This window comes from Arthrobacter sp. StoSoilB22, from assembly GCF_019977315.1.
GTDB lineage: Bacteria > Actinomycetota > Actinomycetes > Actinomycetales > Micrococcaceae > Arthrobacter.
This window is the reverse complement of the sequence record NZ_AP024652.1, coordinates 2085087-2108223: the sequence shown is the minus strand read 5'-3', so window position 1 is coordinate 2108223 and position 23137 is coordinate 2085087. Positions and strand designations below refer to the sequence as shown.

The following is a 23137-nucleotide window of genomic DNA, read 5'->3' as shown; positions in this document are numbered from 1 at the left end:
CTCCTGGGCATGAAGCAATTCGTCGGCCCGCTCCACGAATTCGCTAAGGAGCGTATTTACACGCCCCTTCAGTGGGGACCTCCACGGTTGGTCTGCGCCCACAGGTCATGCCTCCCTTGTGCCAAGCGAGAGTACTTCTTTGCCGAGTCTAAGGGACTCCTGTGGATACAAGAACATCTCCCTGCCGGACTCCAGTAAAGGTTTAAACACTCGGTATTTGTCCGGGCTGGTGGTGCCCTGAACAATGGTCTCGCCCAGTCGCCGATAATTCGGACCGATACTCCCGGGCAAAGTCTTAGGTCCCGAAATCCGGAGTGACTTTCGGCCCTGTTTCCTGATTCCGGCACCACACATGCTGGGAGGGAAAGCAGGAGGCACACCATGGCACTTTCGGAGTTCGAGCGGCTCGAACTACAGAAAATATCGCAGGCCCTTCAGGAGGAGGACCCCAGGCTGGCAGCACTGATGAGCGTGGATGATCTGAACCGACGCCGATGGAAGGGCATAAAGCGAGGCTTCCTCGCTGCGCTTGCGGGGCTCGGACTCCTGCTGGTGAGTTTCCCACTCGGCAGTCTGGCACTGGGAGTGCTGGGCTTCCTTGTCATGGGTGCAGGAACGTACTGGGCGACCGTTTTCATAGGTGACCGCCCTCTTCGCGGGAAGCCCCGCCCCCGAACACACACCCACGAGAAGAACAAGGAACAGTCATGAAAGCACTCGTCGTTTACGATTCCGGCTTTGGCAACACCAAGGCGATCGCTGAGGCCATTGCAGCAGGCCTCAGCTCACTCAACGCGAAAGTGTTCCCCGTCGGACAGCTTCGACCCGAAGATATCTCCTCAGAGGACCTTTTGGTGGTGGGAAGCCCCATCAACGGGTGGCGCCCAACTCAGAAGACCACCGAGGCTCTATCCCGTCTTGGTAAACATGGACTCTCAGGAGTGGTTGCTGTCGGCTTTGATTCGAGGGTCAAGTTGTTCATCCATGGGGATGCGGCCAAGAAGATCACCAAAACCCTGCATGACGCCGGAGCCAGCATTATTGCCAAACCAATGGCCTTCTACGTCAAGGGAACCGAAGGGCCCCTGCTTGATGGAGAGACGTCCCGGGCAACGGCGTGGGGTAAAGAACTCCTGGCAGTTGCCAAAGCCCATGGAAGCCAGAGGAGCGCGTGATGGCAAGCTGGCTTGACCCGAGCAAGATCATTGTAGGCGTCGACGGATCCCAAGCCTCGGTGGAAGCGCTACGCCAAGGACAGCGCATTGCCCTGGCTCTTGACGCACCGCTTGAAGCGTGGGGTTGCTGGGAGATGCCGCTGGGATACGAAGGATATCTTGCGCTGGGAATTGATGGATTCGCCCATGATGCGGAGGATCGACTCAACAAGGCAGTGTTGGAGGCGTTTGGTGCTGAAAAGCCCCGGAACGTCAGTTCCCGACTTGTTCAAAGTTCACCCCGTGCCGGGCTGGTTGAAGGCAGCAAGCATGCGTCGCTTCTTGTAGTAGGCAGGCGCGGTCACGGTGGTTTTGGGGGACTTCTCCTGGGCTCGGTCAGTTCGGCTTGCGTTGCGCACGCGCACTGCCCTGTCCTGGTGGTTCACTCCCCCGAAAAGGGCTCTTGAGTGACTATTGGGCAGATGTCCATCCCGGCAGCTCCAGGCGACCGGCAGCATGGCTCGCTTCTGCCCAAGACGACGAAGCCTTCTTCACCTCCCCAACAGAGCGGTACACGGTTTCGTCACGAGCATTGGTCTCCCCCCAACTCGATGCCGTGGGCGAGGGTACGCCCCAAAGGCTTCCCTTTGACGTCGGAACCCTCAGGCTCCGGGCCACCGCGACGGAGGCAAGCCGCGAAGTGTTCATCGGCATTGCACCCCAAACCGACGTGGGCGCGTACCTTGAAGGGGTACACCGCACCGAGTTGCGTGACGTGAAATTCCAGCCTTTCCGGCCTGTTTACAGGGAAGTCCCAGGCTCATCCACTCCCGCAGTACCCGGTGCCCAGCAGTTCTGGGCAGCATCGGCTTCCGGCCCGGGTGAGCAACAGCTCACGTGGAACATAGCCCCCGGCAATTGGACGGTGGTGGTGATGAAAGCCGACGCCAGCCTCGGGGTATCCGCGGACCTGCAAGCCGGCTTCCGTTCCGACCTCATCAAACCCGCAGCAATGGGCCTGCTGTTCGCTGGCATCCTGGCCATCCTGGTCGGCGTGCCGCTGTTGGTGTTGGGCGCCGTAGGTCTGGGCCGTGGCGGCGGATCGCCGGGCCAGCCCCCCTCGAGATCTGCGGCAGCACCAGACTCTGCACCGGCGAGCGCCATGAACTCACCGCTTCAGTTCACCGGACAGTTGGACCCCGCCCTGTCTCCATGGATGTGGCTGGTGAAATGGTTCCTCGCCATCCCCCATTTCTTTGTGCTGTTTTTCCTTTGGTTCGCGTTCGCTGTCACCAGCATCATTGCCTGGTTCGCCATCCTCTTCACGGGCCGCTACCCGCTATCCCTCTTTCACTTCAACGTCGGCGTCCTCCGATGGAACTGGCGTGTGGCCTTCTATGCCTACGGCGTAGGTGGAACCGATCGCTATCCCCCGTTCAGCCTCTCCAGGACGAACTACCCGGCGAATTTGGAGGTGGATTATCCGGCGCGCCTCTCCCGGGGCCTGGTACTTGTCAAGTCCTGGTTGCTGCTCATACCGCACCTACTGATCGTGGGGGCGTTCACGGGAACGGGGACGTGGGCTTGGAGGACCGAGGACGGCCCCGCCGGCGTGATCAATGATCGCGGCGGAGGACTGTCCTTGCTGAGTCTGCTGGTGCTCATCGCCTTGGTAATCCTGCTGTTCACCGGCAGCTATCCGCGCCCCCTGTTCGGCCTTACCATGGGCATCAACCGCTGGGTCTACCGTGTGCTCATCTACGGAGCCCTCCTGCGCGACGAGTATCCGCACTTCCGCCTGGACCAGGGTGCCTACGATCCCGAGCCACTGCAGCCCCCGAATGCTGACGGAAGGGCCGACCTGCCGTGATTGGCGGCCGCATCGCCGCGGTAGCACCGGCGTCGCGAGGAAACGCACGACGGCGAGTGGTCGCCGTCGCGGTTTTGCAGCCAAGGCGGTGTCCGCTGTACGGCTTTCGCTAATAGCCGCCGCGAGGACGGCCGCAGACGTTCCGGGATCACTCGGGCCTTTGTGCCCTGTTGGGGGCCTGGCGCCGGGCCTAGGATCTCCCCATGACCGACAAAAACCTAGTGCCTGAGGCAGAAGTACTTGAATGGGACGATTGTTGGAGGCTCCTAAGTGAGGCCAACGTCGGGCGGCTTTCTGTGATCGTCGACGGCCACCCGGATATCTTTCCCGTGAACTTCGCCGTAGAAAACAACACGGTGGTTTTCAGGACCGGACCGGGAACCAAGCAGTGGGCCATGGAGGATGACGCCGTGGTAGCCATGGAGGCAGACTCCGTCAGTGCCGAATTCGGAATTGCGTGGAGTGTGGTGGTGAAGGGCACAGCTGAGGATGCAGGGTCCGAAGGCCCTCGACTTGATGAGATCAGGCGCGCCCTTTTCCCGTGGCAGGGAGTGGGTCAGGACCACCTCTTCAGAATTGTTCCGGCCTCGGTAACCGGGAGACGATTCGACCTTTCAGCGCCGATGTCGCTTCAAACTCCACTCAACGACGCACCACGGGCCGGCTTGGAATAGCGCGGTGCGCCCTTGAAGAATCAGGTGGCACCGCCTCGCACCGGAACAGTCTTGTCAGCAGACCGGCTCGTCAAGAAATTCGGTGACCTGACCGCCGTCGACGACGTCTCCTTCGCCATCGGCCCCGGTGAGACTTACGGCCTCCTTGGCCCGAACGGTGCCGGGAAGACCACCATCATCAACATGGTTGCCGGTCTGATCCCTGCCGATTCCGGATCAGTTGATGTGGCCGGTATCAGGATGGACCCAGGGAGTGTCGCCGCGAAACGCAACCTGGGGCTGGTCCCCCAAGAGCTCGCTATCTATCCGGATCTGACGGCACGCGAGAACCTGAATTTCTTCGGCCGGCTCCAGGGTCTTGGCCGTAAGGAGTTGTCCTCCAGAGTGGACACGGTTTTGGATCTCCTTGGCCTGACTGAGCGTGCCGGCGAACAAACCAAAAAGTACTCCGGTGGCATGAAGCGTCGTCTGAATATTGGTATCGGTTTGCTCCACCGCCCCGGTCTGCTGATCCTTGACGAACCGACGGTGGGAGTTGACCCACAGTCACGCAACTCAATTCTTGAAGCGGTGGGAAACCTCTCAACGGAGGGCACCGCGGTCCTCTACACCACCCATTACATGGAAGAAGCAGAGCGCCTATGTGACAGGATTGCCATCTTGGACCAAGGCCAGGTCCAGGCTGAAGGAACCAGGGACGAGCTCATCACGCTCACCGGCGGAGTGGACCGGATTACTCTCATGGGGACCGGCCGGACCACGGCAGCAGCTCAAGCACTGACGTCGCTCGACGGTGTTCACCGCGTCACTGATTACGGAGGAACCGAACTGATACTCACCGTCACGGACGGTGCAGCTCTCCTCGCAGGCATAGTAACTACCGCAGCCCGATCAGGAATGACCCTGGCATCGGTATCCGTGACACGTCCGGACCTCGAATCGGTTTTCCTGCATTTGACCGGCAAAGCGCTCAGGGACTGACCGTGCGAGCACTATGGACCATGGTCGGCAATGATCTACGTCAACGGCTGAGGGACAAGTCGGTGCTCATCTTTTCGCTGATCGTCCCCTTGGCATTGATGGGCGTGCTGAGCTTGGCTTTCGGTCGACTGGGTACCGGCAGCGTCGACCTGCAACCAGCCACTGTCATAGCAAGCGTCGAAGACTCCGGCCCACTCGGTGCTGCGTTGCTCGAATCGCTGGCTTCAGTCGAATCCATGAAGGTCACCGTACGTCAGGTGTCATCGGAGGCCGTGGGCCCGGAAACCCGCACTACCGGTGCCGCCTTGGGCATCGTCATCCCGGCCGGCTTCAGTTCAGCCTTGGCTACCGGGCAACCGTCCGCCCTGCAACTTATCGAAGGCAGCGGGTCCGTCCTCGAGACGAGTGTTTTGATCTCAATCGTGACCGGAATCGTGGACCAGTTCACCGCTGCGTCGGTAACGGAGGCAGCGGCGAGACTGGGTGGAGTCCCCCCTGATGCTGCGGCAGGCATTGGACGAATCGCGGTGACCGGCGACCCGATCCTCCATGTCACGGAAGGAATCGCGCCAGCCGGGCAGTTGTCGCTTCGGGCCGGCTTGGTGGCCGGTCAAACGGGCTTGTTTCTATTGTTCACGGTGGGGTTCGGGGTCCTAGGACTACTGGCGGAAAAGGAACAGGGAACACTCGCCAGGATCAGATCCACCGCCGCACCGCAGTGGACCGTCGTCGCCGCCAAAGCTCTTGTCGGTTTCTCGTTGGGAGTCGTCGCAAGTGGCGTGCTGCTTGCCAGCGGCACGCTCCTCTTCGGCGTTAACTTCGGCTCCCCGGCCGTTGTGGGCTTGTTAGTCCTCGGGGCAGCGGCGGCGGCCACCAGCCTAACCTTTGTCGTGGCCAAAATGGTTCGGACAGCAGAACAGGCCAATGTGGCGCAATCCATTGTTGCCATGGTGCTGGGTATCGCGGGAGGCGCCTTCTTCCCCATCCAAGCGTCAGGTTTCATGGCGGTCCTGATGGATTTGAACCCGGTGGGTGCATTCATCCGGGGCCTCGGAATCTCTGCCGGTGGCGGCGGCGTCGCAGAAATCGCCGTGCCTTTGGTGACGATGTGGGGATTCGCGGTTATTTGCGTCATGGTCTCCCTCTTCCTGCCGGACCGCGGAGCCAAGGCATGAAAGCGATCCTGGCCATCGCCGGCGTGGAGGTGCGGCGCTTCCTGCGGGACCGCTCCAACATCTTTTTCGTCTTTACCTTCCCGCTCCTGCTGATTCTGTTATTGGGCACCCAGTTCGGTTCGAGCCGCGCGGAAACCCGGGTTAGCCTCACTGGTGGATCCGGGACGGCGCTTGAGTCCGTTGTGACGGAACAATTGGAAGCCGACGGCCTGCAGGTGGAATCTGTCACCGCCCAAGTGATGCACGAACAGCTGGCGCGCGGAAGGGCCGACGTCGGGCTCGTCATCCGCGACGAAGCCGCCGCCGCGTTCGACGACGGACGCCGTGCGGAGCTGCAGATTCTCACTGCGTCGCAAGCATCAGCCCAAGCAGCACTACAGGAAGTCAGGGGTTCCCTGGGCGCCATCAGCATGCGGCACAGCCAGCTCGCAGCTTTGGAGCAGGCCGGACTGCCGGCCGAGGCAGCGGAGGCTGCCGTGGCGCAGGCGCAGGAAGCTTTCCAGCCACCCCGCGTAGAGATCCTCGACACCGACAACACCGCGCAGGAGTTCCGTGGACTTGGGGTTTTCGAACTCGGAGCGGTGCAGCAGCTGCTGCTGTTCATCTTCCTCAGTTCCCTGACCGGTGCCGCCACGCTGATCCAGGCCCGCCGTTACGGCGTCATCCCGCGTACCATGTCAGCACCCGTATCCAGCGGCCAAACGATTGCCGGGCAGGCAGTGGGAAGATTCGGGATTGCATCAGTCCAAGGTGCGTACATCCTGGTAGGTACGGCCCTGCTCTTCGGCGTTGATTGGGGCAACCTCTGGCTCACGGCAATGGTCTTGATAGCCTTCAGCGCCGTCGCCGCGGCAGCCGCCATGATCATCGGCTCACTGTTGGATCACGACGGCGCCGCAACAGGTATCGGAATAGGTGCAGGTCTCGTGCTGGCTGGCCTGGGAGGCTGCATGGTGCCACCCGAGTTCTTCGCCGAACCCCTTCAGAGCATCTCGTGGCTGACTCCACATCGGTGGGCCTACGACGCCTTGGCCGCCATCCAACGGCGGGACGCTTCCTTCACGGACATCCTTCCCGCTCTCGGCATCCTGGCAGCGATGGCCGCTATTTTCCTTATGTTTGGCGCGTGGCTCCTACGACGCAGCCTCCAAAGGGCGCTATGAGACCAGTTTTGCCCACGGACGCAGAGTCGTTTTTTGATGGATCTCCTCAAGGCCTCGCCATCTGCCGGGCCGTCCTTGCCGTTGTGGGTGGACTCGGTGATTTTCGGGTCAACGTATCCAAGAGCCAGATCGCCCTTCGGCGGCATCGTGGATTCGCCTCCTTGTGGCGGCCTGACAAGTACGTCCATTCGAGGGTACCGGCGGTGTTGTCGTTGGCTTTGCCCTACGAGCTCGGCTCCCCACGGTTCAAAGAAATCGTTCATCCCGCTCCTTCCGTGTGGATGCATCACTTGGAACTCCACGATCCAAGCATGGTTGATGCCGAGGTGAGGCAGTGGATCAGGGAGGCCTTTGAGGCGGCATAGCGCAGTAACGCCACTCAGTGATGCAACTGCATGCGCTGAAGGACGGTGGCTGATATTTCTTCCACGGACATGGACGCGGAGTTGACGTAAGGGATGTTGTTGGCCTGGTACATGTCCTCGGCATTGCGCAGCTCAAAGGCGCACTGATTCAGTGAGGCGTAGTTGCTGCCCGGGCGGCGTTCCTGCCGGATCTGGCTGAGGCGGACGGGCTGTGAGGTCAGCCCGAAACATTTGCTCGCGAAAGGCAGCAACGGTTTCGGGAGGGTCATGGTGTCGAAGTCTTCCTCCACCAGGGGGAAGTTCGCGGCGAGGATGCCGTGCTGGAGGGCCAGGTACATGGTGGTGGGAGTTTTACCGCACCGCGACGGGGCGATGAGTATCAGTTCGGCGCGTTCGAGCGCCCGAAGCGACTGACCGTCGTCGTGCTCTATTGCGTACTCAACAGCTGCCATGCGGGACTGGTACCGCACCGCGTCACCGAGCCCGTGGGCCTGTCCGGGCTGTCCGCTCGCGGACGCGCCCAGTGCCGTCTCGAGTTGGCCGATGTGTGTGCCGAACAGATCGAAGAAGAGGCCCCGGCTTTGGGCCAGCACGGCACGGATGTCCTGGCCAACCGCCGTTGAAAAGATGATCGGCCGAGGCCCCGAGCCGGCCATCCTGTCGATCGTTGCCACCACCTCGCGCGCCTGCTCGACGGTGGTGATGAACGGGATGGTTTTTCGCTCCAGCCGCTGGCCCGGGAACTGGCTCAATAGCGTGTTTCCCAGTGTTTCGGCGGTGATGCCGGTGCTGTCCGAGAGGAAGAACACCGTGGGGTTGGACGCGTGGTCCTCCCCCACGGTGTTTCTTTGCAGATCCTCCATTTAGACGGAGGTCTCGCTGCTGGTTCGTGCCAGGCGAAGCCAGGTTTCGGTAACGGCGTCGGGGTTCAGCGAAATGGAGCTAATACCCTGATCCAGCAGCCACTCGGCGAAGTCCGGGTGGTCGCTGGGTCCCTGCCCGCAGATGCCAACGTATTTGCCCCGGGCGCGGCAGGCAGTGATGGCCATTTCCAGAAGCTTGGTGACTGCGGGGTTGCGCTCATCAAAGCCTTCAGCGACCAGCGCGGAGTCCCGGTCCAGCCCGAGTGTGAGCTGGGTCAGGTCGTTGGAACCGATCGAGAAACCGTCGAAGTACTCCAGGAATTCATCGGCCAGAAGGGCATTGGCTGGAAGTTCGCACATCATCACGATCTCCAGCCCGTTCTCGCCCCGGCTGAGCCCGTTGGCAGCGAGGAGCTCAGTCACACCTCTGGCTTCGTCCAAAGTACGCACAAACGGGACCATGAGCTTGATGTTGGTCAGGTCCATGTCGTTGCGGACGTATTTCAGGGCTTCGCACTCGAGTTCGAAAGCCTGCCGGAAGGACTCGGACAGGTACCGGGATGCGCCCCGGTACCCGATCATCGGATTTTCCTCTTCGGGTTCGAACGCCGGCCCGCCCAAGAGGTTGGCGTACTCGTTGGACTTGAAGTCGGAAAGCCGGATGATGACCGGTTCCGGAGCAAAGGCAGCCGCGATGGTGGAGATGCCTTCGGCAAGGCGCTGCACATAGTAGTCTCGGGGCCCGGCATATGCGACCGTCTTTTCCTGGATCTGGCGCACCGTGAAGTCATCGAGTGTTGCCGGGCGCTCGATTTCTCCGGCAACAGCCAATAGCGCGTTCGGGTGGATCCCGATCTGGCGGTTGATGATGAATTCGAGCCGGGCCAATCCAACCCCGTGGTGAGGGAGGCGGGCGAAGCTGAAGGCCTGCTCCGGTGTGCCGACGTTCATCATGATCTTCACCGGCGCTTCGGGCATGGTGTCCAGGCTGGTTTCATGCAGGGTGTAGTCCAGCAGGCCTTCGTACACCAAGCCGGCTTCGCCTTCGGCGCAGGATACCGTCACCGGGGTTCCGTCCTTCAGGATCTGGGATGCGTAACCGGTCCCCACGACGGCGGGGATGCCAAGTTCACGGGCGATGATGGCAGCATGGCAGGTCCGCCCGCCACGATCAGTGACAATCGCGGCAGCCTTCTTCATGATTGGTTCCCAATCAGGGTCAGTCATGTTCGCCACCAGGACGTCGCCCTCCTGGAAAGATGCCATCTGATCAATCGAGCTCAGTACCCGGACCTGGCCGGCACCAATCCGCTGACCAATGGCCCGGCCCTCCACCAGAACCGTCGAGCGTTCGGCGAGGGTGTACCGGGACGTCGTCCCGGCAGCCTTGCGGGACTCCACCGTTTCCGGGCGGGCCTGAAGGATATAGAGTTCCCCGTCGGCTCCGTCCTTGCCCCACTCGATGTCCATGGGACGCCCATAATGCGCTTCAATGGCCAGTGCGTGGCTCGCCAACAGTTCCACCTCGGCATCCGTCAGGCTGAAGCGGCTCCGCAGATCCCGCAGCACAGGTACAAAGTCCACAGTCTTTCCGACCTCCCCCGAGTCGGTGTAGACCATCTGCACAGCCTTCTCCCCCAGGCCCCGCTTCAGCACAGCCGGCCGACCCGCCGCAAGGGCAGGCTTGTACACATAGAACTCATCAGGATTCACCGCGCCCTGGACCACCGCTTCGCCAAGTCCGTACGAGGAAGTGATGAAGACGGCGTCGTTGAACCCTGTCTCAGTATCCATCGTGAACATCACCCCCGAGGCGCCAATGTCCGAGCGGATCATGCGCTGGATTCCGGCCGAGAGTGCCACCTCCGCGTGGGTGAACCCGTGGTGGACGCGGTAGGCAATGGCCCGGTCGTTGTACAGCGACGCGAAAACGTCCTTAATGGCGACCAGGATATTCTCCACGCCACGGATATTGAGGAAGGTCTCCTGCTGGCCGGCAAACGATGCATCCGGCAAGTCCTCGGCTGTGGCACTTGAGCGCACCGCCCACGAAACATCCCCACCGTGCTCCGCGGTCAAGCGATCAAACGCGGTGCGGATGCCCGTCTCGAAAGCGGAAGGGAAAGGCGTCTGCCGGATCAGGTCGCGGATCTTCTGCCCTACCCGCCCCAACGCGACGACGTCGTCGCTGTCAAGACCCTCCAGGATGCTTTCGATGCGGGCATCCAGGCCTGATTCGCTCAGAAACCGGCGATACGCATCGGCCGTCGTAGCGAAACCGTCCGGAACCTTGACGCCGGCGGAAGCGAGGTTGCGTACCATCTCGCCAAGGGATGCGTTCTTGCCTCCGACTTGGTCGAGGTCGGACAGGCCAAGCTCAGAAAACCAGAGAACATCAGTCATAGGTCGTGCTCCTTAGTTGACACACGCGTCGTTGCGTGAATGTCGATATGGAAAGGCTCGCTGCTTTATGACCGACCCTGCAAATGGATGTGACAAGGACAACACAGAATGCATGTAATGAAAGGTCATTGAACGCGCCCTACGCCAAAACCAGCACCCCCGGTTCCCACAACTACGTCCAGTCACTGAGTGGCAAAGAGCTAAGTGGCAAAGACTCACCCGCTCAACAGCGGTCAGTCGATCAGCGCGACGCCAAACTCAGCGACGACGGCCCGCAACTCCCTGAGGTAATGCTGCGCTTGGTCGGTGAGAGGAATCGCAGCGTGGCCGATCCAGCCGATCTCGATGCGTTCGTCAACATCCAGCGGGATGGCGACGATCTCCGGGTCGAGTTGCCCGCTGATGATGCCCGTCGAGATCGTGTAGCCGTGGAGCCCGATCATGAGGTTGAAGATCGTGGCACGGTCAGAGACCCGGATCTCCTGCTTACTGGACAAGGTGGAGAGAATCTCCTCGGCGAAATAGAAGGAGTTGTTCGCACCTTGGTCGAAGGTCAGCCGCGGCAAACCGGCGAGATCATCCAGAGTCGCACGCTTCTTTAAGGCCAGCGGGTTTTTCCGTGAAATGAAGATGTGCGGATCGGCAAGAAAGAGCGGTGTGAACGCGAGCCCGGATTCCCGGAGCAGCTTGTCGATGACCTTCCGGTTGAATTCGTTCCGGTAGAGGATGCCTATCTCGCTGCGGAGCGTCCGGACATCCTCAATAATGTCCCAGGTACGGGACTCACGCAGGGAAAACTCGTATTCAGCCACATCGGAGGCCTTGACCATCCGGACGAAGGCGTCCACCGCGAACGAGTAGTGCTGCGTCGACACCCCGAGCAGACGTCGCCGCGGTGGCCTACCAAGGTAGCGCTGCTCGAGGAGAGCGAACTGCTCCACCACCTGCCTCGCGTAGCCCAGGAACTCCACCCCGTCGGCGGTGAGCGTGACTCCGCGGGCGGAGCGGACCAGGAGCTCACGGCCCACCCGGGCCTCGAGGTCCTTCATCGCTGCTGACATGGTCGGCTGCGCTACATAAAGAAGATCTGCAGCCGCGGAGATCGAACCCTCGGCTGCAACTTCAATGAAATAGCGGAGTTGCTGCAGGGTCAGTCCGCTCGAGAGTTGGGGCATAGGAAAAGTCTATATGAACGCATAGTAACGCCTAGTTACCCGATACCCTCGGGATGATTGCACCATGGATACATCACCTTCTGAAAGGCCGTCTCCGGCCATCAACGGATTGGCAGCACATGGCAGACGACTTCACCTTCAGCATCACCACGACTCCCTTCGACGAGGACTACTCACCGTCCGAAGGCTCGCGGATTACGACGAATTTCGCCAACCTGGCACGGGGCGAGCACCGCCAGGAGAACCTCCGCAACGCCTTGACCATGATTCGGCGCCGCTTCAACGACCTCGCAAGCTGGGACAACCCGGACCGGGACCGTTACACGCTGGAGCTTCAGATCGTTTCCGTGCAGATAGAATTCACGGCGGAAGGTACGGATCAGCAGTTCCCGCTGTTCGAGGTTCTCGACATCCAGATCGTCGACCAACTGAACGGGGTCCGCCACCAAGGGATCGTCGGGAACAACTTCTCCTCCTACGTCCGTGACTTCGACTTCAGCGTTGTACTGCCAGCGGCAGCAGCCGAGGCAGGCAAGCCCACCGTCCCCGGGGACTTCGGCGATCTTCACGGCAAACTCTTCCAGCAGTTCCTCGATTCCCCGGCATGCCAGGAGCGCTTCCCGCAACCGCCAGTGGTGTGCATCAGCGTCTCCACCAGCAAGACGTACCGGCGAACCGAGAACCGTCACCCCGTCCTGGGCGTTGAGTACCAGCAGGACGAGTTCTCGCTGACGGACGCGTACTTCGCGAAGATGGGACTGCAGGTTCGCTACTTCATGCCACGCGGCAGCGTTGCGCCGCTCGCCTTCTATTTCCGCGGCGACCTTCTCAACGACTACTCCAACCTGCAGCTGATCGGCACCATCAGCACCATGGAGACGTTCCAGAAGATCTACCGCCCGGAGATTTACAACGCGAACTCCGCCGCCGCCGTCGTATATCAGCCCAGCCTGGGCGAACAGGATTACTCGCGGACCCAGATCGCCTACGACCGCGTCGAGCGCAGTCAGCTCGCGATCACCCAGGCGAAGTACACGGAGGAACACTTCATCACGCCCCACAAGGATCTATTGGACCAGTGGACCGCAAAATACCCCGCCCTCGTCAACTGACCCACGGAGAATCGCCAATCATGAACACACTTTTGCCCACAACCCTTGTGGGAAGCCTGCCGAAACCATCATGGCTCGCACAGCCGGAGACTCTGTGGTCTCCGTGGAAGCTGGACGGAGATACGCTGCTCGAGGGCAAGCAGGATGCGCTGCGCATTGCCATCCACGAACAAACCCGACGCGGCATCGACATCGTCAGCGACGGCGAGCAAACCCGCCAGCACTTCGTCACCACCTTCATCGAACACCTCAGCGGGGTCGACTTTGAACAGCGCAAGACCGTGCGCATCCGTGACCGCTACGACGCGAGTGTGCCGACCGTCGTCGGACCCGTGCGCCGCGAGCGGCCGGTATTCGTCGACGACGCGAAGTTCCTCCGCGCAACCACCGACAAGCCGATCAAGTGGACCCTCCCCGGTCCAATGACCATGGTGGACACTCTTTTCGATGACCACTACAAGAGCCGCGAGAAGCTGGCCTGGGAGTTCGCCACGATCCTGAACCAGGAGGCGAAAGAACTGGAGGCGGCCGGGGTGGACATCATCCAGTTCGACGAACCCGCGTTCAACGTCTTCCTTGACGAGGTCAAAGACTGGGGCGTGGCTGCGCTCGAGAGAGCGGCAGAAGGACTGCGCGCGGAGACCGCCGTGCATATCTGCTACGGCTACGGGATCAAGGCGAACACTGACTGGAAGGCGACGCTCGGCTCACAGTGGCGGCAGTACGAGGAAACATTCCCGCTGCTTCAGAGCTCAAGCATCGACATCATCTCGCTGGAATCCCAGAACTCCCACGTGCCCATGGACCTCATCGAGCTCCTCCGCGGCAAGAAAGTCATGCTCGGGGCAATCGACGTCGCAAGCGAGACCATTGAAACGCCGGAGGAGGTGGCCGACACCCTCCGCAAAGCCCTGCAGTTCGTCGATGCGGACAAGCTCATCCCCAGCTCCAACTGCGGCATGGCACCGTTCCCCCGCGACGTCTCACTGGCCAAACTGAGCGCCCTCAGCGCAGGAACGAACATCGTTCGCGAGGAGCTCACACGTTCCGCCCCCCAGGTGTCATAACCATGTTTCACGCCTACCCCCCAGACACTTGGGTCCAGGCTCCGGCGCAAAGCTTCCCGTCCTCCCTCTCGGCCGACGACTTCAAAGCCCTGTTCCGTGGCCACCCGGGAGGTGTCGCCGTCATCACGGCCGATGCCGGCGAAGGACCCGTGGCACTGACAGTATCGTCGGTGGTGTCAGTCAGCGCGGCACCTCCGTTACTGATCTTCTCGGTCTCGGCACTGTCCTCTGCATCCGAGGCGCTTTCACGCGCCGAAACCGTCGTCGTGCACCTGCTGGACGCGCACGACGTCGACTTGGCCAAGTTCGGAGCGACCCCCGGCGTCGACCGCTTTGACCAGACGCACCGCTGGTCGACCCTTGCAACCGGCGAGGCGGTGTATGACGATGTCCGCGCCTGGGTGCGCTGCGCCGTCATCAATCGCATGGAGGTGGGGACCTCCACCATCATCGCCGTTCATGCCCTGGAGTCCCGCGTGATGCGTGAAGTCCAAGCGGGCGAACCCGGCGACGCTCTGGTCTACCACAACCGCACATGGCACCGTCTGGGCGAGCACTCCAGGCACGACGGCTGAGCGCCGCGCCAACCATGTGGCGCGCATTAAGTTGAACGAGGACGACGGCGGGACGGTACCTCCCGCCGTCGGCCTCTTTAGCGTCATAACGGCACCGTACCGGCTCGGTTGCAACCCTGTTCTGCACTCATGCGACGAGGGACGATAGCACTGTGCCAACGATAAAGAAGTGGGAATTCAAGCGGCTGCTTGACGAGCTCTCAGATGAACAGTATCGCTTGGTCATTCAAGCACTTCGGGACGCGGGGCTGACATGGCCGGGCTGGACCGACCGCCTCAGCCCGACGATCGATCCAAAACCAGCCGAGCCGTTCAGATTTCATATCCCCTTGATGCGACTCGTCTCGGCACTCGATCTGGTCAGGACGGGGGCGGACTACTCCTACTACACAGGCGCCATCAAAGGCGGCATCTGGCTGCAACACCTTCAAGACGGCGTAAGAATGTGTTCAAGCAACGACTTCACCGCAGCCACCTGCGACCTTGAAGCAACCGTTGACGTCCCAGGAACTGCTGTCATGACTCACGCGAGTTCTGGCAGATTGTCGATGCATTTCGGAAAGGGCTGCCTCCGGCCGCGCGTGCATCCGCAATAGCAACGATCGAGCGTGACGGAGAAATGCGAGCACGCATCAGCGTTGGTGGACGGTCCCACCTGGCTGCAATGCCGCCCCGCACCATTGACGAACCTGAGATCCCCCCCGCGAGCGGATGCCTCGGTGAGGGTGCATTCAGTTGCAGCCTTCAAGCAAGCGGTGCCTTTCGCATCAGCTTCTGCTGGGAGCAACACGACCGGTCCGGACCCCCGGGAACCAAATCAAGTGGCTATCCGAACTGTGGATGACTGCCTCATCCTGGACGCCATCGACCAGTACTCCTACGCCCAGTCCGCCGTCCTCGCCCGCCACGACTCACCCTTCACCAGCTCGCTGAATAACCGCTGGCTTCAGGACGTCGCCCGAGCGATCAGCAGCGGCGAAATCCACCTCGGTGAAACAACAACGCCGACAGGCAAGAAGCTCGTCATGATTGGTGGAAGCCACTGGGCCGCTTGGACAAGCGAGATCGCTCCCTGGAAAGCAACCCATAATCCTGCCGACTGCAATATCACCGCGTCGGCGACGTTCAAGAGCAAGGAAGTCCTCTCTTACCTCTCCGAGGCAAAACGCCTAGCCGAGTCCTCGCGAACCGGATATCAAAACGGAATCGTGAGAGTGCGCCTAGAGCAGGATTTCCTACACATCTCTTCAGCCAGCGGACAAGAGACCGCTCATACCGGTTCCATCCGCGTCGACGCGCAAAGCAATAATCAGCAACCCGCGACCACATGTTTGGCTGTTCAGCGACTGCACGGCGCACTGCGACGCTTCAACCAAGACGTAACCTTCCACCTCACTGACACCACAGCGGTTTACCTCACCACTCCGGGATTACCAGCCCAGCGACCACCCTCCCGCCCTCTGGGCGATACCCCACACGAAAGCGCCGGAACATTAGCCTAGTCGTCGGGCGGCCAAGTGCTCGCTCAGTACCTGGGGCCCCTCGCCATGGCAGTTGGCAACCCACATCACGGACTACGGGCAGATGTCATGTGGTTCAGACTTGATCCCTCCTTGAAGAAGCAAAACCACGGGACCCAACCAGCCCACGAAAACTTAGCACCCGGAACCGAAAGAGGGCCCCTAAGGGGCCCTCTCAGTGAATAATCCGTCCACACTCCGCAGCCAACAAGGCCCTGAGCAGGGAAAACACGTGCCCGAGGTGGGACTCGAACGGAATTCCGGGGCTTGGAAACGCTGGGAAGTGCCGGAAACATGCGGAATCCGGGCCAGTCCGGCGGAAGAACGGGCCAGCCCGTGGCGGAAAGTGTGGAGATTGTCCCCACTGCTCATTTACATCCGATTAGCCCGGGGTCTGGTAGCAGGGCGCGGCAACTTCGTACATCTTGCGTCAAACGAAGCCGCCCCTCCGTTGCGCTGAGCACGGCCCGACCGCGACGAGGTGGCGCCCCTTAGCGTTTCGACTAAGAGACGCCACCGGTCAGCCTTCGGAAATCAGGCTTCCAGCGTCACTCTCGTGGCCCCGGGGACCCGCGCATCCTGGAGTTCCAGCAGTTCTGCCCGGAGTGAGGTGTCCAGAGCCGCATCCAGAACCGTGAGTGCCAGGACGGTGGCGCCGTCGAGGATGGCTTCGTCCGCCTCGGGTGAGATGGCGGCGGCGGTGAAGTCCGGGTGGTGCGGGACCGCGGCGCTGTTGCGGACCACCACCATGCCGTGCACGGACGGGACTACCTGGGAAACGTTGCCCATGTCGGAGGAACCGCCCCCGAAGATGGGCGTCGTGTCCACGGGCCTTCCGACGGTTTCCATGTTGGCGTCCCATGCTTTGCCCAGCCCGACGTGGGTATTGAGCGGGGCGTAGGGGTGTTCGGTCTGCCGGTGCGTCCATGTGCAGCCGGTGGCGATGGCTGCACCTTCGAAGCACGCGAGGACGCGCCGCTTGAGGTCCCGCCACACATCCACGTCTCCCGCGCGGACTTCCACCTGGACGGTGGAGTCGCCGGCGATGACGTTGGTGGCGCCGCCGCCGTGCGAGATGAACGCGTTGGTGTTTGCGTTCTCCGGCAGGTGCTGCCGTAGGACGGCCATGTTCATCAGCGCCAGACTCGCCGCCGCGCCTGCGTTGATGGCCTTGTCCGGGGCTCCGGCTGCGTGGGCTTCGCTGCCTTTGAACTGCACCTCGAAGCGCTCGACGGCGGCCATGCCGATGGCCGCCGCGCTCCGCTCAGTGCCCGTCATGCCATGCACCATGAGGGAGAACGCGGCGTCCTCCCACGCTCCGGCCTGAAGCAGCGAGACTTTTCCGCCGCCGTGTTCCTCAGCGGGAGTGCCGAGGAGTTTGATCCGCAGTCCGGCGGCGTCGGCCACGGGCTTAAGGGCCAGCGCAGCGCCGACGCCGGCTGCTGCGATCATGTTGTGCCCGCACGCATGGCCGACTTCGGGGAGGGCATCGTATTCGGCACAGATGACCACGGTCAGTTCGCCGGTGCCGTAGACGGCCTCGATCGCCGTCGGAACATCATAGGCGCGTTCGGTCACCCCGAAGCCGCCGTCGCGGAGGACAGCGGCCACGGCCGCTGCTGACTCATGTTCTTCCCAGGAGATCTCTGCCAGTGCATGGACCTTGTGGCTAAGTTCAAGGATGGAAGGCCCGACGGCGGCAGCGGACTCGCGTACGGTGTCGCGCAGGGTCTCCTGGGAGGTGGTGTCGATGGAAACGGTCATTGTTGATCCTTCGTGTCGAGGTGAATTAGTTGGCAGGTTCGAGGACGTCGTCGGCATTCGATGACGATGTGGTTGATTCGACCGGTGTGGTCGGGGCTTGGCGGATGAACAGAACGGCCACGGCGAAGAGGACGCAGACTCCAGCGCAGATCCACCAAACGGCGTGGAAGGAGAGTTCGGTGGCCGCCCGCGTTCCGGCTGCAGTTGGTGTGGTGAGTGCTGCCATCAGCAGCGCGAAAAGTGCTCCGGCGACTCCTCCGGCGGCGGTGCGGGCCGTGTTGTATAGTCCCGAGGCGATACCTACTGAATCGGTTGCTGCGCGCTGGACCACCAATGTGGGGAGCGTACCGCTGACCAGCCCGGAGCCGAGCCCGGCCATGACGAGCCATACCGCGAAGGTCACCAAGGTACCCGGCGCAAGGATCATCAGGACATATGCGATGGCGCTGAGCCCTCCCCCAAGCGCGACACTCCGTGGGCCGCCGATCAGGCGGGATGCCCGGTCGCTGAATGAGGCACCCAGGAAGGCTGCAAGCGCCATGATGCTGAGCATTGTTCCCGCGGCAGATGCCGCAGCACCGAAGCCGAATCCCAGCGTGGCCGGATCGGAGCGCAGGTAGACGGAGATGGGTGCTTGCGCGCCGAACAGTTGCGCGCCATAAAGGAAGGCGACGACAATCGGGAGACCAATGCCGCCACGAAGGAGCATGGTGAGGTCTACCAGCGGGTGTTCTGTCCTGCGGGCTGACACCACCCAGCCGGCGAGGAGGGCGATGCCGACCGCCATCGCGAGGGCCGTGTTCATCGGGGGCCACGTTGAGAGATTTGAAGCGCCTCCCAGGAGAGCAGCCAAGCCACCGCCAAGCAGTGCAGCACCGAGATAATCCACGCGGCCTTTGCTCCGCAGCGGGCTTTCCTTGACGAAGAACGCGATGCCGGGGACGCACAGGGCCATGAAGATCGCTGGCATCAGCAGAGTGATGGAGAGGCTGTCCGTCGCGTCGAGGACAAATCCGGCCAGGAAACCGCCGATGGTTGCGCCGAGGGTCAGCGCGGCCACGAGCCTGCCGATGCTTCGCCCGGAGCGTTCAGAGTCGCGTTGATGGACGATGGCGAATTCCAAGGGGAGGAAAACGGCCAGCGGTGCTTGGATAGCACGCCCCAGAAGGAACAGTTCGTAGTTTGGGGCGAAGGCAACCAAAACGGAAGCCGCGGCAACAATAGCCGTGGAGATCATGAGTATCCGCTTGTGGCCGTGGATATCACCGAGCTTGGACAGCAAAGGGACCACCAACACTGTCGCCAGCAAGTAGGCGGCGCTGATCCAATTCAGCGATGCTGCCGAGACTCTGTGGTGTTCACCAATGGAAGAGAACAGAGGATTCAGCCAGCCCTGAAGAATGCCACTGCCAAGCTCCATGACCACCAGGAAACCGACGGCTCCTGCCGCGGTGGTGGATTTCTGCGCTGTTGTACGCATGTGCGCTCCGATGTGATGAGAAGTGAACGGGATCACAACATCATGGAAGTTCCGTGTTTCCACTTGATGAAATTGCAGCTTTTCGTGGATATTCTGTTGTCTATGCCGGAAAACATGCTTGATCCCCTCGAGGAGCGTCTCATCCATGCTCTTCAGATCGAAGGCCGGGCGCCATGGAGTGAACTGGCGCCCGTGATCGGAGTCGACGCCGTAACGCTCGCCAGACGCTGGGACTCCCTGAGGGAACGCGGGCTCGCATGGGTCACCGGAATCTTCCCCGGCGGAGCATCGGCACTGGTGGACATCACGTGCAAACCCCAGCAAACCGGCGAAGTGGCCCGCCAATTGGCACAGATCCCGGAAGTGCTGACCCTCGACCACACCTCCGGCGGACGGGATCTGTTGGCCACGGTCCTCGCCGACACCCCACTCTCCATCTGGGACTCAGTCACCAACCGCATCGGAGGCTTGGAAGGCGTCAGGAACACCCAGACGCATCTCGTTACCGAAGTAGTCATGGAGGCCTCCGACTGGAGACTCCGCGCCCTCACACCGCAAGAGGCAGCAAGGGTCCCCCGCCCCCGCCCACCACGGGCAAGAGCGCCTCGGACCGTGCACCCGGACGTCGAGGCAGCGCTACGCCATTGCCTGGCCGAAGATGGGCGACGCCCCGTCAGCCGGATTGCCACAGAACATGGACTCAGCGAACAGCGCGTCGCGGATGGGCTGGCCCGCATGCGCGCCGATGGCATGCTGCGGATACGCACGGACGTCGCACGCACGGTCACGGGTTGGCCTGTCTACGCCTGGTACTTCATGCAAACCGCCGCCAAGCACGTTCAGCAGATGAAAGGGCTTATGGCTAAGATTCCTGAAGCCCGAACGGCGCTGGCCGTCGCGAGCCAGTACAACTTGGTGGTGGCGGTCTGGCTGAAGGAAATGTCCGATGTCTTGCGCTTCGAGGCTGCCATGGAAGCTGCTGTGCCGAGCGCCCGCATCGTTGACCGCAGCGTGGTATTCAGGATGAGCAAGCACCTCGGCCGGCTCATTGATGAACAAGGGGCCGCGACGCGGGGATTCGTCCACCCGTCCTCGGAAAGCAGCTAGTGTATCGGCTCTACAGTTAAGTGGTCCTAAACTCCGGGAGGTCCCGTGCTCGATATCCGACGCTTGCAAATCCTCAAAACCCTTGAGGTTGAGGGAACCATGACGGCCGTTGCCGCCAAGCTCCATATGACAACGTCGGCGGTCAGCCAGCAGTTGGCCGTGCTGGAACGGGAGGCCGGACTGGCGCTCCTGATCCGCGCCGGCCGTAAGGTGCGGCTGACGGAAGCCGGGGTCATGTTGGTGAAGCATTTTGGCCGGATTGCGGCGGAAGTTGAGGCGGCCGAGGCAAACTTAAAGAAGCTTCAAACAGATGTCCGCGGACACCTCGCCATCAGCGCCTTCCCCAGTTTTTGCAGCACGGTGCTGCCTGCCGCCGTCATGTCCCTTCAGGCCAGCTACCCGCGTCTCGACGTTACCGTGTCCGACCTCGAGCCGTTCGAGAGTGTGGCCGAGTTGAGGGAAGGGCACATCGATGTCGCAGTGGTCGATGACCTGCACAACATCCAGGATGAGGGGCTCGTGAAGACTGTGCTGGGCCGCGATGAAATTATCCTCTGCCTGCCCCAGGATCGGGAGGCGCCGGAGGCAGCGACACTGGCCGATTACGCCGATGAACGCTGGATCCTTGACCAGGAAGGCAGCGTTTTTGAGCAATTCGTTCTTCGAACCTGCCGCGACGCCGGATTCGAGCCAAACGTCGTAGCTCACTGTCGGAACCTGATGGCAACCCTGGGATTGGTGCGTGGCGGCCTCGGCGTCGCACTGATGAGTGAATTGAACCTCGGCCGGGAAACGGACGACCTGGTGGTGCGTCGCGTGCATCCAAGCTGCGGCCGCAACATCATTGTCTTGCACCGGGCGGCCAGCCGGGAATCGCCGGCGGTAGCCGCCGTCGTCGACGAGCTGCGGAAAGCGACCGACGCCCGCCCGAAAGCTTGACGCGCCTCGGCGATTAGGCAAATTGTTAAGTTGTGCTTGACGTTTTGTTCAAAAGTTTCCGATAGACGCTGACCGCATTCGCACCCAAGCTGGTAGCAGACCCACACCAAACCTGCTCCGGAGGTATGCCATGGCTTTAAGTGCCCTTGACCTTTTCTCAATCGGAATCGGCCCCTCGTCGTCCCACACTGTGGGGCCGATGCGCGCCGCCCGCTCGTTCGTCGAAGAACTGGAGAGGGAAGGAAAGTTCGACGCCGTTGACCGCGTTCACGCCGGACTGTTCGGTTCCTTGGGGGCTACCGGGCGCGGGCACGGCTCGGACAAGGCGGTCATCCTGGGATTCATGGGCGAGTCGCCGGAAACCGTCGACACGACGACGGCAGACAATGTGGTGAACGAAGCTACTGAGGCCGGGAAGATACTGTTTGCAGGGCGCCGAGTGATCACGTTCAACAGAACCAAGGACGTGGTGCTCCACCTGCGCAAGTCATTGCCGGCGCATCCCAACGGAATGCGGTTCCAGGCTTCCGACAACCAGGGAACACTGCTGAGCGAACGCGTTTACTACTCCGTGGGCGGCGGATTCGTCGTTGACGAGAATGACGTTGGGAACTCGCATCCCGAGACGATACAACTCCCCTACCCGTTCTCCAACGCCAAGGAACTGTTGGCCCACTGCGACCGTGAAGACCTTTCCATCAGCGAGATCATGCTCGCCAACGAAAGCGCTTGGCGCAGCGAGGAGGAAACCCGCGCGCAGTTGATGCACATCTGGGAAACCATGAAAGAGTGCGTGTCACGCGGCTGTAGCCGAACGGAAGAACACCTGCCCGGGAACCTGATGGTCCGCCGTCGTGCGCCCCGGCTGCTGGCGGACTTGCAAGCGAAAGACGACACCAGCGATCCCTTGCGTGCAGTGGACTGGGTGAACCTGTTTGCCCTGGCGGTGAACGAAGAGAACGCCACGGGTGGGCGCGTCGTCACCGCCCCCACCAACGGCGCTGCCGGAATCATTCCAGCGGTGCTGCACTACTACATGATGTTCACACCCGGAGCCAAGGAAGAAGCAGTGATCCGATTCCTCCTCACCGCAGCTGCCATAGGTGTCCTGTTTAAACAGAACGCCTCCATCTCCGGCGCCGAAGTGGGCTGCCAAGGGGAAGTCGGCTCAGCCTGTTCCATGGCAGCGGGCGCACTGTGCGAAATCCTGGGCGGCACACCCCAGCAGGTGGAGAACGCCGCCGAGATTGGAATCGAGCACAACCTCGGGCTGACCTGCGACCCCGTTGGTGGCCTGGTCCAGATCCCGTGCATCGAACGCAACGCCATGGCCAGCAACAAAGCCATCAACGCTGCCCGGATCAGCCTGCGCGGAGACGGCGTCCACCACGTCTCGCTTGACACCGCCATCAAGACGATGCGCGAGACAGGAGCAGACATGAAAAGCAAGTACAAAGAAACGTCCCGCGGCGGCCTCGCCGTTAACGTGATCGCTTGCTAAGGCCCGCAGTGGCCTCCCCTGACGGATCGACGGCAGGCGGAGGATCCCAGGTCAGAGCCCCGATGCTCACCATGGGTGACGGCACTTCCGGCTGGAACTTCTGCACGTCGGCAAGGCGCCCTATTCAATCCTGATGCCAACGGTGTTGATCAGGAAGGTGACGTCCCGTGCCATGGGTAACGGCAGCCCAGATTGAGCCGGGGTAGTCCGTTCCAGATCCATATCGAATCTTTCCTTGACAGAGCCATC

General features: G+C 61.6%; 22 protein-coding genes. 17 read left to right on the top strand and 5 right to left on the bottom strand.

Going from position 1 to position 23137, the window contains the following annotated elements:
• Positions 1 to 381: 381 nt before the first annotated feature.
• The 9 genes from LDN70_RS09895 (at position 382) to LDN70_RS09855 (ending at position 7382) form a co-directional block, all read left to right on the top strand.
• Positions 382 to 711, top strand: a complete 330-nt coding sequence (locus tag LDN70_RS09895) for a DUF3040 domain-containing protein (protein WP_223942487.1) — start codon at positions 382 to 384, stop codon at positions 709 to 711.
• Positions 708 to 1175 (top strand): flavodoxin family protein, encoded by a 468-nt coding sequence (locus LDN70_RS09890; protein ID WP_223942486.1) that lies wholly within the window; start codon positions 708 to 710, stop codon positions 1173 to 1175. The genes LDN70_RS09895 and LDN70_RS09890 overlap by 4 nt, the downstream gene beginning before the upstream one ends.
• Positions 1175 to 1621, top strand: a complete 447-nt coding sequence (locus LDN70_RS09885; protein WP_142939395.1) for a universal stress protein — start codon at positions 1175 to 1177, stop codon at positions 1619 to 1621. The genes LDN70_RS09890 and LDN70_RS09885 overlap by 1 nt, the downstream gene beginning before the upstream one ends.
• Positions 1618 to 3024, top strand: a complete 1407-nt coding sequence (locus tag LDN70_RS09880) for a DUF4389 domain-containing protein (RefSeq protein WP_223942485.1) — start codon at positions 1618 to 1620, stop codon at positions 3022 to 3024. Before LDN70_RS09885 ends, LDN70_RS09880 begins: the two co-directional genes overlap by 4 nt.
• Positions 3025 to 3227: 203 nt before the next feature.
• Positions 3228 to 3698, top strand: coding sequence for a pyridoxamine 5'-phosphate oxidase family protein (locus LDN70_RS09875; protein ID WP_223942484.1), 471 nt, complete (start codon positions 3228 to 3230; stop codon positions 3696 to 3698).
• Positions 3699 to 3722: 24 nt separating this feature from the next.
• A complete protein-coding gene (locus LDN70_RS09870; RefSeq protein WP_223942483.1) occupies positions 3723 to 4679 on the top strand; it encodes an ABC transporter ATP-binding protein in 957 nt (318 codons plus the stop codon).
• 20 nt (positions 4680 to 4699) lie between these two features.
• Positions 4700 to 5854 (top strand): ABC transporter permease, encoded by a 1155-nt coding sequence (locus tag LDN70_RS09865; RefSeq protein ID WP_223942482.1) that lies wholly within the window; start codon positions 4700 to 4702, stop codon positions 5852 to 5854.
• Entirely contained in the window at positions 5851 to 7017 is a 1167-nt protein-coding gene (locus LDN70_RS09860) for an ABC transporter permease (RefSeq protein WP_223942481.1), read from the top strand. Before LDN70_RS09865 ends, LDN70_RS09860 begins: the two co-directional genes overlap by 4 nt.
• A gap of 8 nt (positions 7018 to 7025) precedes the next feature.
• Positions 7026 to 7382 carry a DUF5655 domain-containing protein gene (locus tag LDN70_RS09855; RefSeq protein ID WP_223942480.1) on the top strand — a complete coding sequence of 119 codons (357 nt, stop codon included), beginning with the start codon at positions 7026 to 7028 and terminating at the stop codon, positions 7380 to 7382.
• 14 nt (positions 7383 to 7396) lie between these two features.
• Here LDN70_RS09855 and LDN70_RS09850 read toward each other — a convergent pair whose 3' ends face one another.
• The 3 genes from LDN70_RS09850 to LDN70_RS09840 all read right to left on the bottom strand — a co-directional run bounded on the left by LDN70_RS09850 (position 7397) and on the right by LDN70_RS09840 (position 11823).
• Entirely contained in the window at positions 7397 to 8245 is an 849-nt protein-coding gene (locus tag LDN70_RS09850) for a pyruvate, water dikinase regulatory protein (RefSeq protein WP_223942479.1), read from the bottom strand.
• The gene (gene ppsA, locus LDN70_RS09845; RefSeq protein WP_223942478.1) at positions 8246 to 10648 is read right to left on the bottom strand and encodes a phosphoenolpyruvate synthase; all 2403 of its coding nucleotides are present in this window, start codon (positions 10646 to 10648) and stop codon (positions 8246 to 8248) included.
• A gap of 233 nt (positions 10649 to 10881) precedes the next feature.
• The gene (locus LDN70_RS09840) at positions 10882 to 11823 is read right to left on the bottom strand and encodes a LysR family transcriptional regulator (protein WP_223942477.1); all 942 of its coding nucleotides are present in this window, start codon (positions 11821 to 11823) and stop codon (positions 10882 to 10884) included.
• A gap of 119 nt (positions 11824 to 11942) precedes the next feature.
• Between LDN70_RS09840 and LDN70_RS09835 the strand changes: the two genes are divergently transcribed.
• From LDN70_RS09835 to LDN70_RS09815, 5 genes are all read left to right on the top strand, one after another.
• Entirely contained in the window at positions 11943 to 12935 is a 993-nt protein-coding gene (locus LDN70_RS09835) for a DUF1852 domain-containing protein (RefSeq protein ID WP_142939405.1), read from the top strand.
• Between the two features lie 20 nt (positions 12936 to 12955).
• Positions 12956 to 14002 carry a methionine synthase gene (locus LDN70_RS09830; RefSeq protein WP_142939406.1) on the top strand — a complete coding sequence of 349 codons (1047 nt, stop codon included), beginning with the start codon at positions 12956 to 12958 and terminating at the stop codon, positions 14000 to 14002.
• 2 nt (positions 14003 to 14004) lie between these two features.
• Positions 14005 to 14577, top strand: a complete 573-nt coding sequence (locus LDN70_RS09825; protein ID WP_142939407.1) for a flavin reductase family protein — start codon at positions 14005 to 14007, stop codon at positions 14575 to 14577.
• A 152-nt stretch (positions 14578 to 14729) separates the two neighbouring features.
• The gene (locus LDN70_RS09820) at positions 14730 to 15173 is read left to right on the top strand and encodes a hypothetical protein (protein ID WP_223942476.1); all 444 of its coding nucleotides are present in this window, start codon (positions 14730 to 14732) and stop codon (positions 15171 to 15173) included.
• A 225-nt stretch (positions 15174 to 15398) separates the two neighbouring features.
• On the top strand, positions 15399 to 16079 hold the full coding sequence (locus LDN70_RS09815) for a hypothetical protein (protein ID WP_223942475.1): 681 nt from the start codon (positions 15399 to 15401) through the stop codon (positions 16077 to 16079).
• A 552-nt stretch (positions 16080 to 16631) separates the two neighbouring features.
• On the opposite strand, the gene LDN70_RS09810 is transcribed toward LDN70_RS09815, so the two are convergent.
• Positions 16632 to 17861: an amidohydrolase gene (locus tag LDN70_RS09810; RefSeq protein ID WP_223942474.1), complete on the bottom strand. Its 1230-nt coding sequence runs from the start codon at positions 17859 to 17861 to the stop codon at positions 16632 to 16634.
• Positions 17862 to 17886: 25 nt separating this feature from the next.
• The gene (locus LDN70_RS09805) at positions 17887 to 19341 is read right to left on the bottom strand and encodes an MFS transporter (RefSeq protein ID WP_223942473.1); all 1455 of its coding nucleotides are present in this window, start codon (positions 19339 to 19341) and stop codon (positions 17887 to 17889) included.
• 114 nt (positions 19342 to 19455) lie between these two features.
• Here LDN70_RS09805 and LDN70_RS09800 point away from each other — a divergent pair, with 114 nt between their 5' ends.
• The 3 genes from LDN70_RS09800 (at position 19456) to LDN70_RS09790 (ending at position 22888) form a co-directional block, all read left to right on the top strand.
• Positions 19456 to 20448: an Lrp/AsnC family transcriptional regulator gene (locus LDN70_RS09800; RefSeq protein WP_223942472.1), complete on the top strand. Its 993-nt coding sequence runs from the start codon at positions 19456 to 19458 to the stop codon at positions 20446 to 20448.
• 45 nt (positions 20449 to 20493) lie between these two features.
• Entirely contained in the window at positions 20494 to 21387 is an 894-nt protein-coding gene (locus tag LDN70_RS09795; protein WP_223942471.1) for a LysR family transcriptional regulator, read from the top strand.
• Between the two features lie 130 nt (positions 21388 to 21517).
• Positions 21518 to 22888, top strand: a complete 1371-nt coding sequence (locus LDN70_RS09790) for an L-serine ammonia-lyase (protein ID WP_223942470.1) — start codon at positions 21518 to 21520, stop codon at positions 22886 to 22888.
• Positions 22889 to 23137 lie beyond the last annotated feature (249 nt).

Coding starts and splice junctions, on each gene's coding strand:
- LDN70_RS09885 (WP_142939395.1), top strand. CDS start 1,175: ATGGCAAGCTGGCTTGACCCGAGCAAGATCATTGTAGGCGTCGACGGA.
- ppsA (WP_223942478.1), bottom strand. CDS start 10,648: ATGACTGATGTTCTCTGGTTTTCTGAGCTTGGCCTGTCCGACCTCGAC.
- LDN70_RS09890 (WP_223942486.1), top strand. CDS start 708: ATGAAAGCACTCGTCGTTTACGATTCCGGCTTTGGCAACACCAAGGCG.
- LDN70_RS09830 (WP_142939406.1), top strand. CDS start 12,956: ATGAACACACTTTTGCCCACAACCCTTGTGGGAAGCCTGCCGAAACCA.
- LDN70_RS09805 (WP_223942473.1), bottom strand. CDS start 19,341: ATGCGTACAACAGCGCAGAAATCCACCACCGCGGCAGGAGCCGTCGGT.
- LDN70_RS09825 (WP_142939407.1), top strand. CDS start 14,005: ATGTTTCACGCCTACCCCCCAGACACTTGGGTCCAGGCTCCGGCGCAA.
- LDN70_RS09810 (WP_223942474.1), bottom strand. CDS start 17,861: ATGACCGTTTCCATCGACACCACCTCCCAGGAGACCCTGCGCGACACC.
- LDN70_RS09875 (WP_223942484.1), top strand. CDS start 3,228: ATGACCGACAAAAACCTAGTGCCTGAGGCAGAAGTACTTGAATGGGAC.
- LDN70_RS09790 (WP_223942470.1), top strand. CDS start 21,518: ATGGCTTTAAGTGCCCTTGACCTTTTCTCAATCGGAATCGGCCCCTCG.
- LDN70_RS09800 (WP_223942472.1), top strand. CDS start 19,456: ATGCTTGATCCCCTCGAGGAGCGTCTCATCCATGCTCTTCAGATCGAA.
- LDN70_RS09895 (WP_223942487.1), top strand. CDS start 382: ATGGCACTTTCGGAGTTCGAGCGGCTCGAACTACAGAAAATATCGCAG.
- LDN70_RS09835 (WP_142939405.1), top strand. CDS start 11,943: ATGGCAGACGACTTCACCTTCAGCATCACCACGACTCCCTTCGACGAG.
- LDN70_RS09865 (WP_223942482.1), top strand. CDS start 4,700: ATGGTCGGCAATGATCTACGTCAACGGCTGAGGGACAAGTCGGTGCTC.
- LDN70_RS09840 (WP_223942477.1), bottom strand. CDS start 11,823: ATGCCCCAACTCTCGAGCGGACTGACCCTGCAGCAACTCCGCTATTTC.
- LDN70_RS09850 (WP_223942479.1), bottom strand. CDS start 8,245: ATGGAGGATCTGCAAAGAAACACCGTGGGGGAGGACCACGCGTCCAAC.
- LDN70_RS09860 (WP_223942481.1), top strand. CDS start 5,851: ATGAAAGCGATCCTGGCCATCGCCGGCGTGGAGGTGCGGCGCTTCCTG.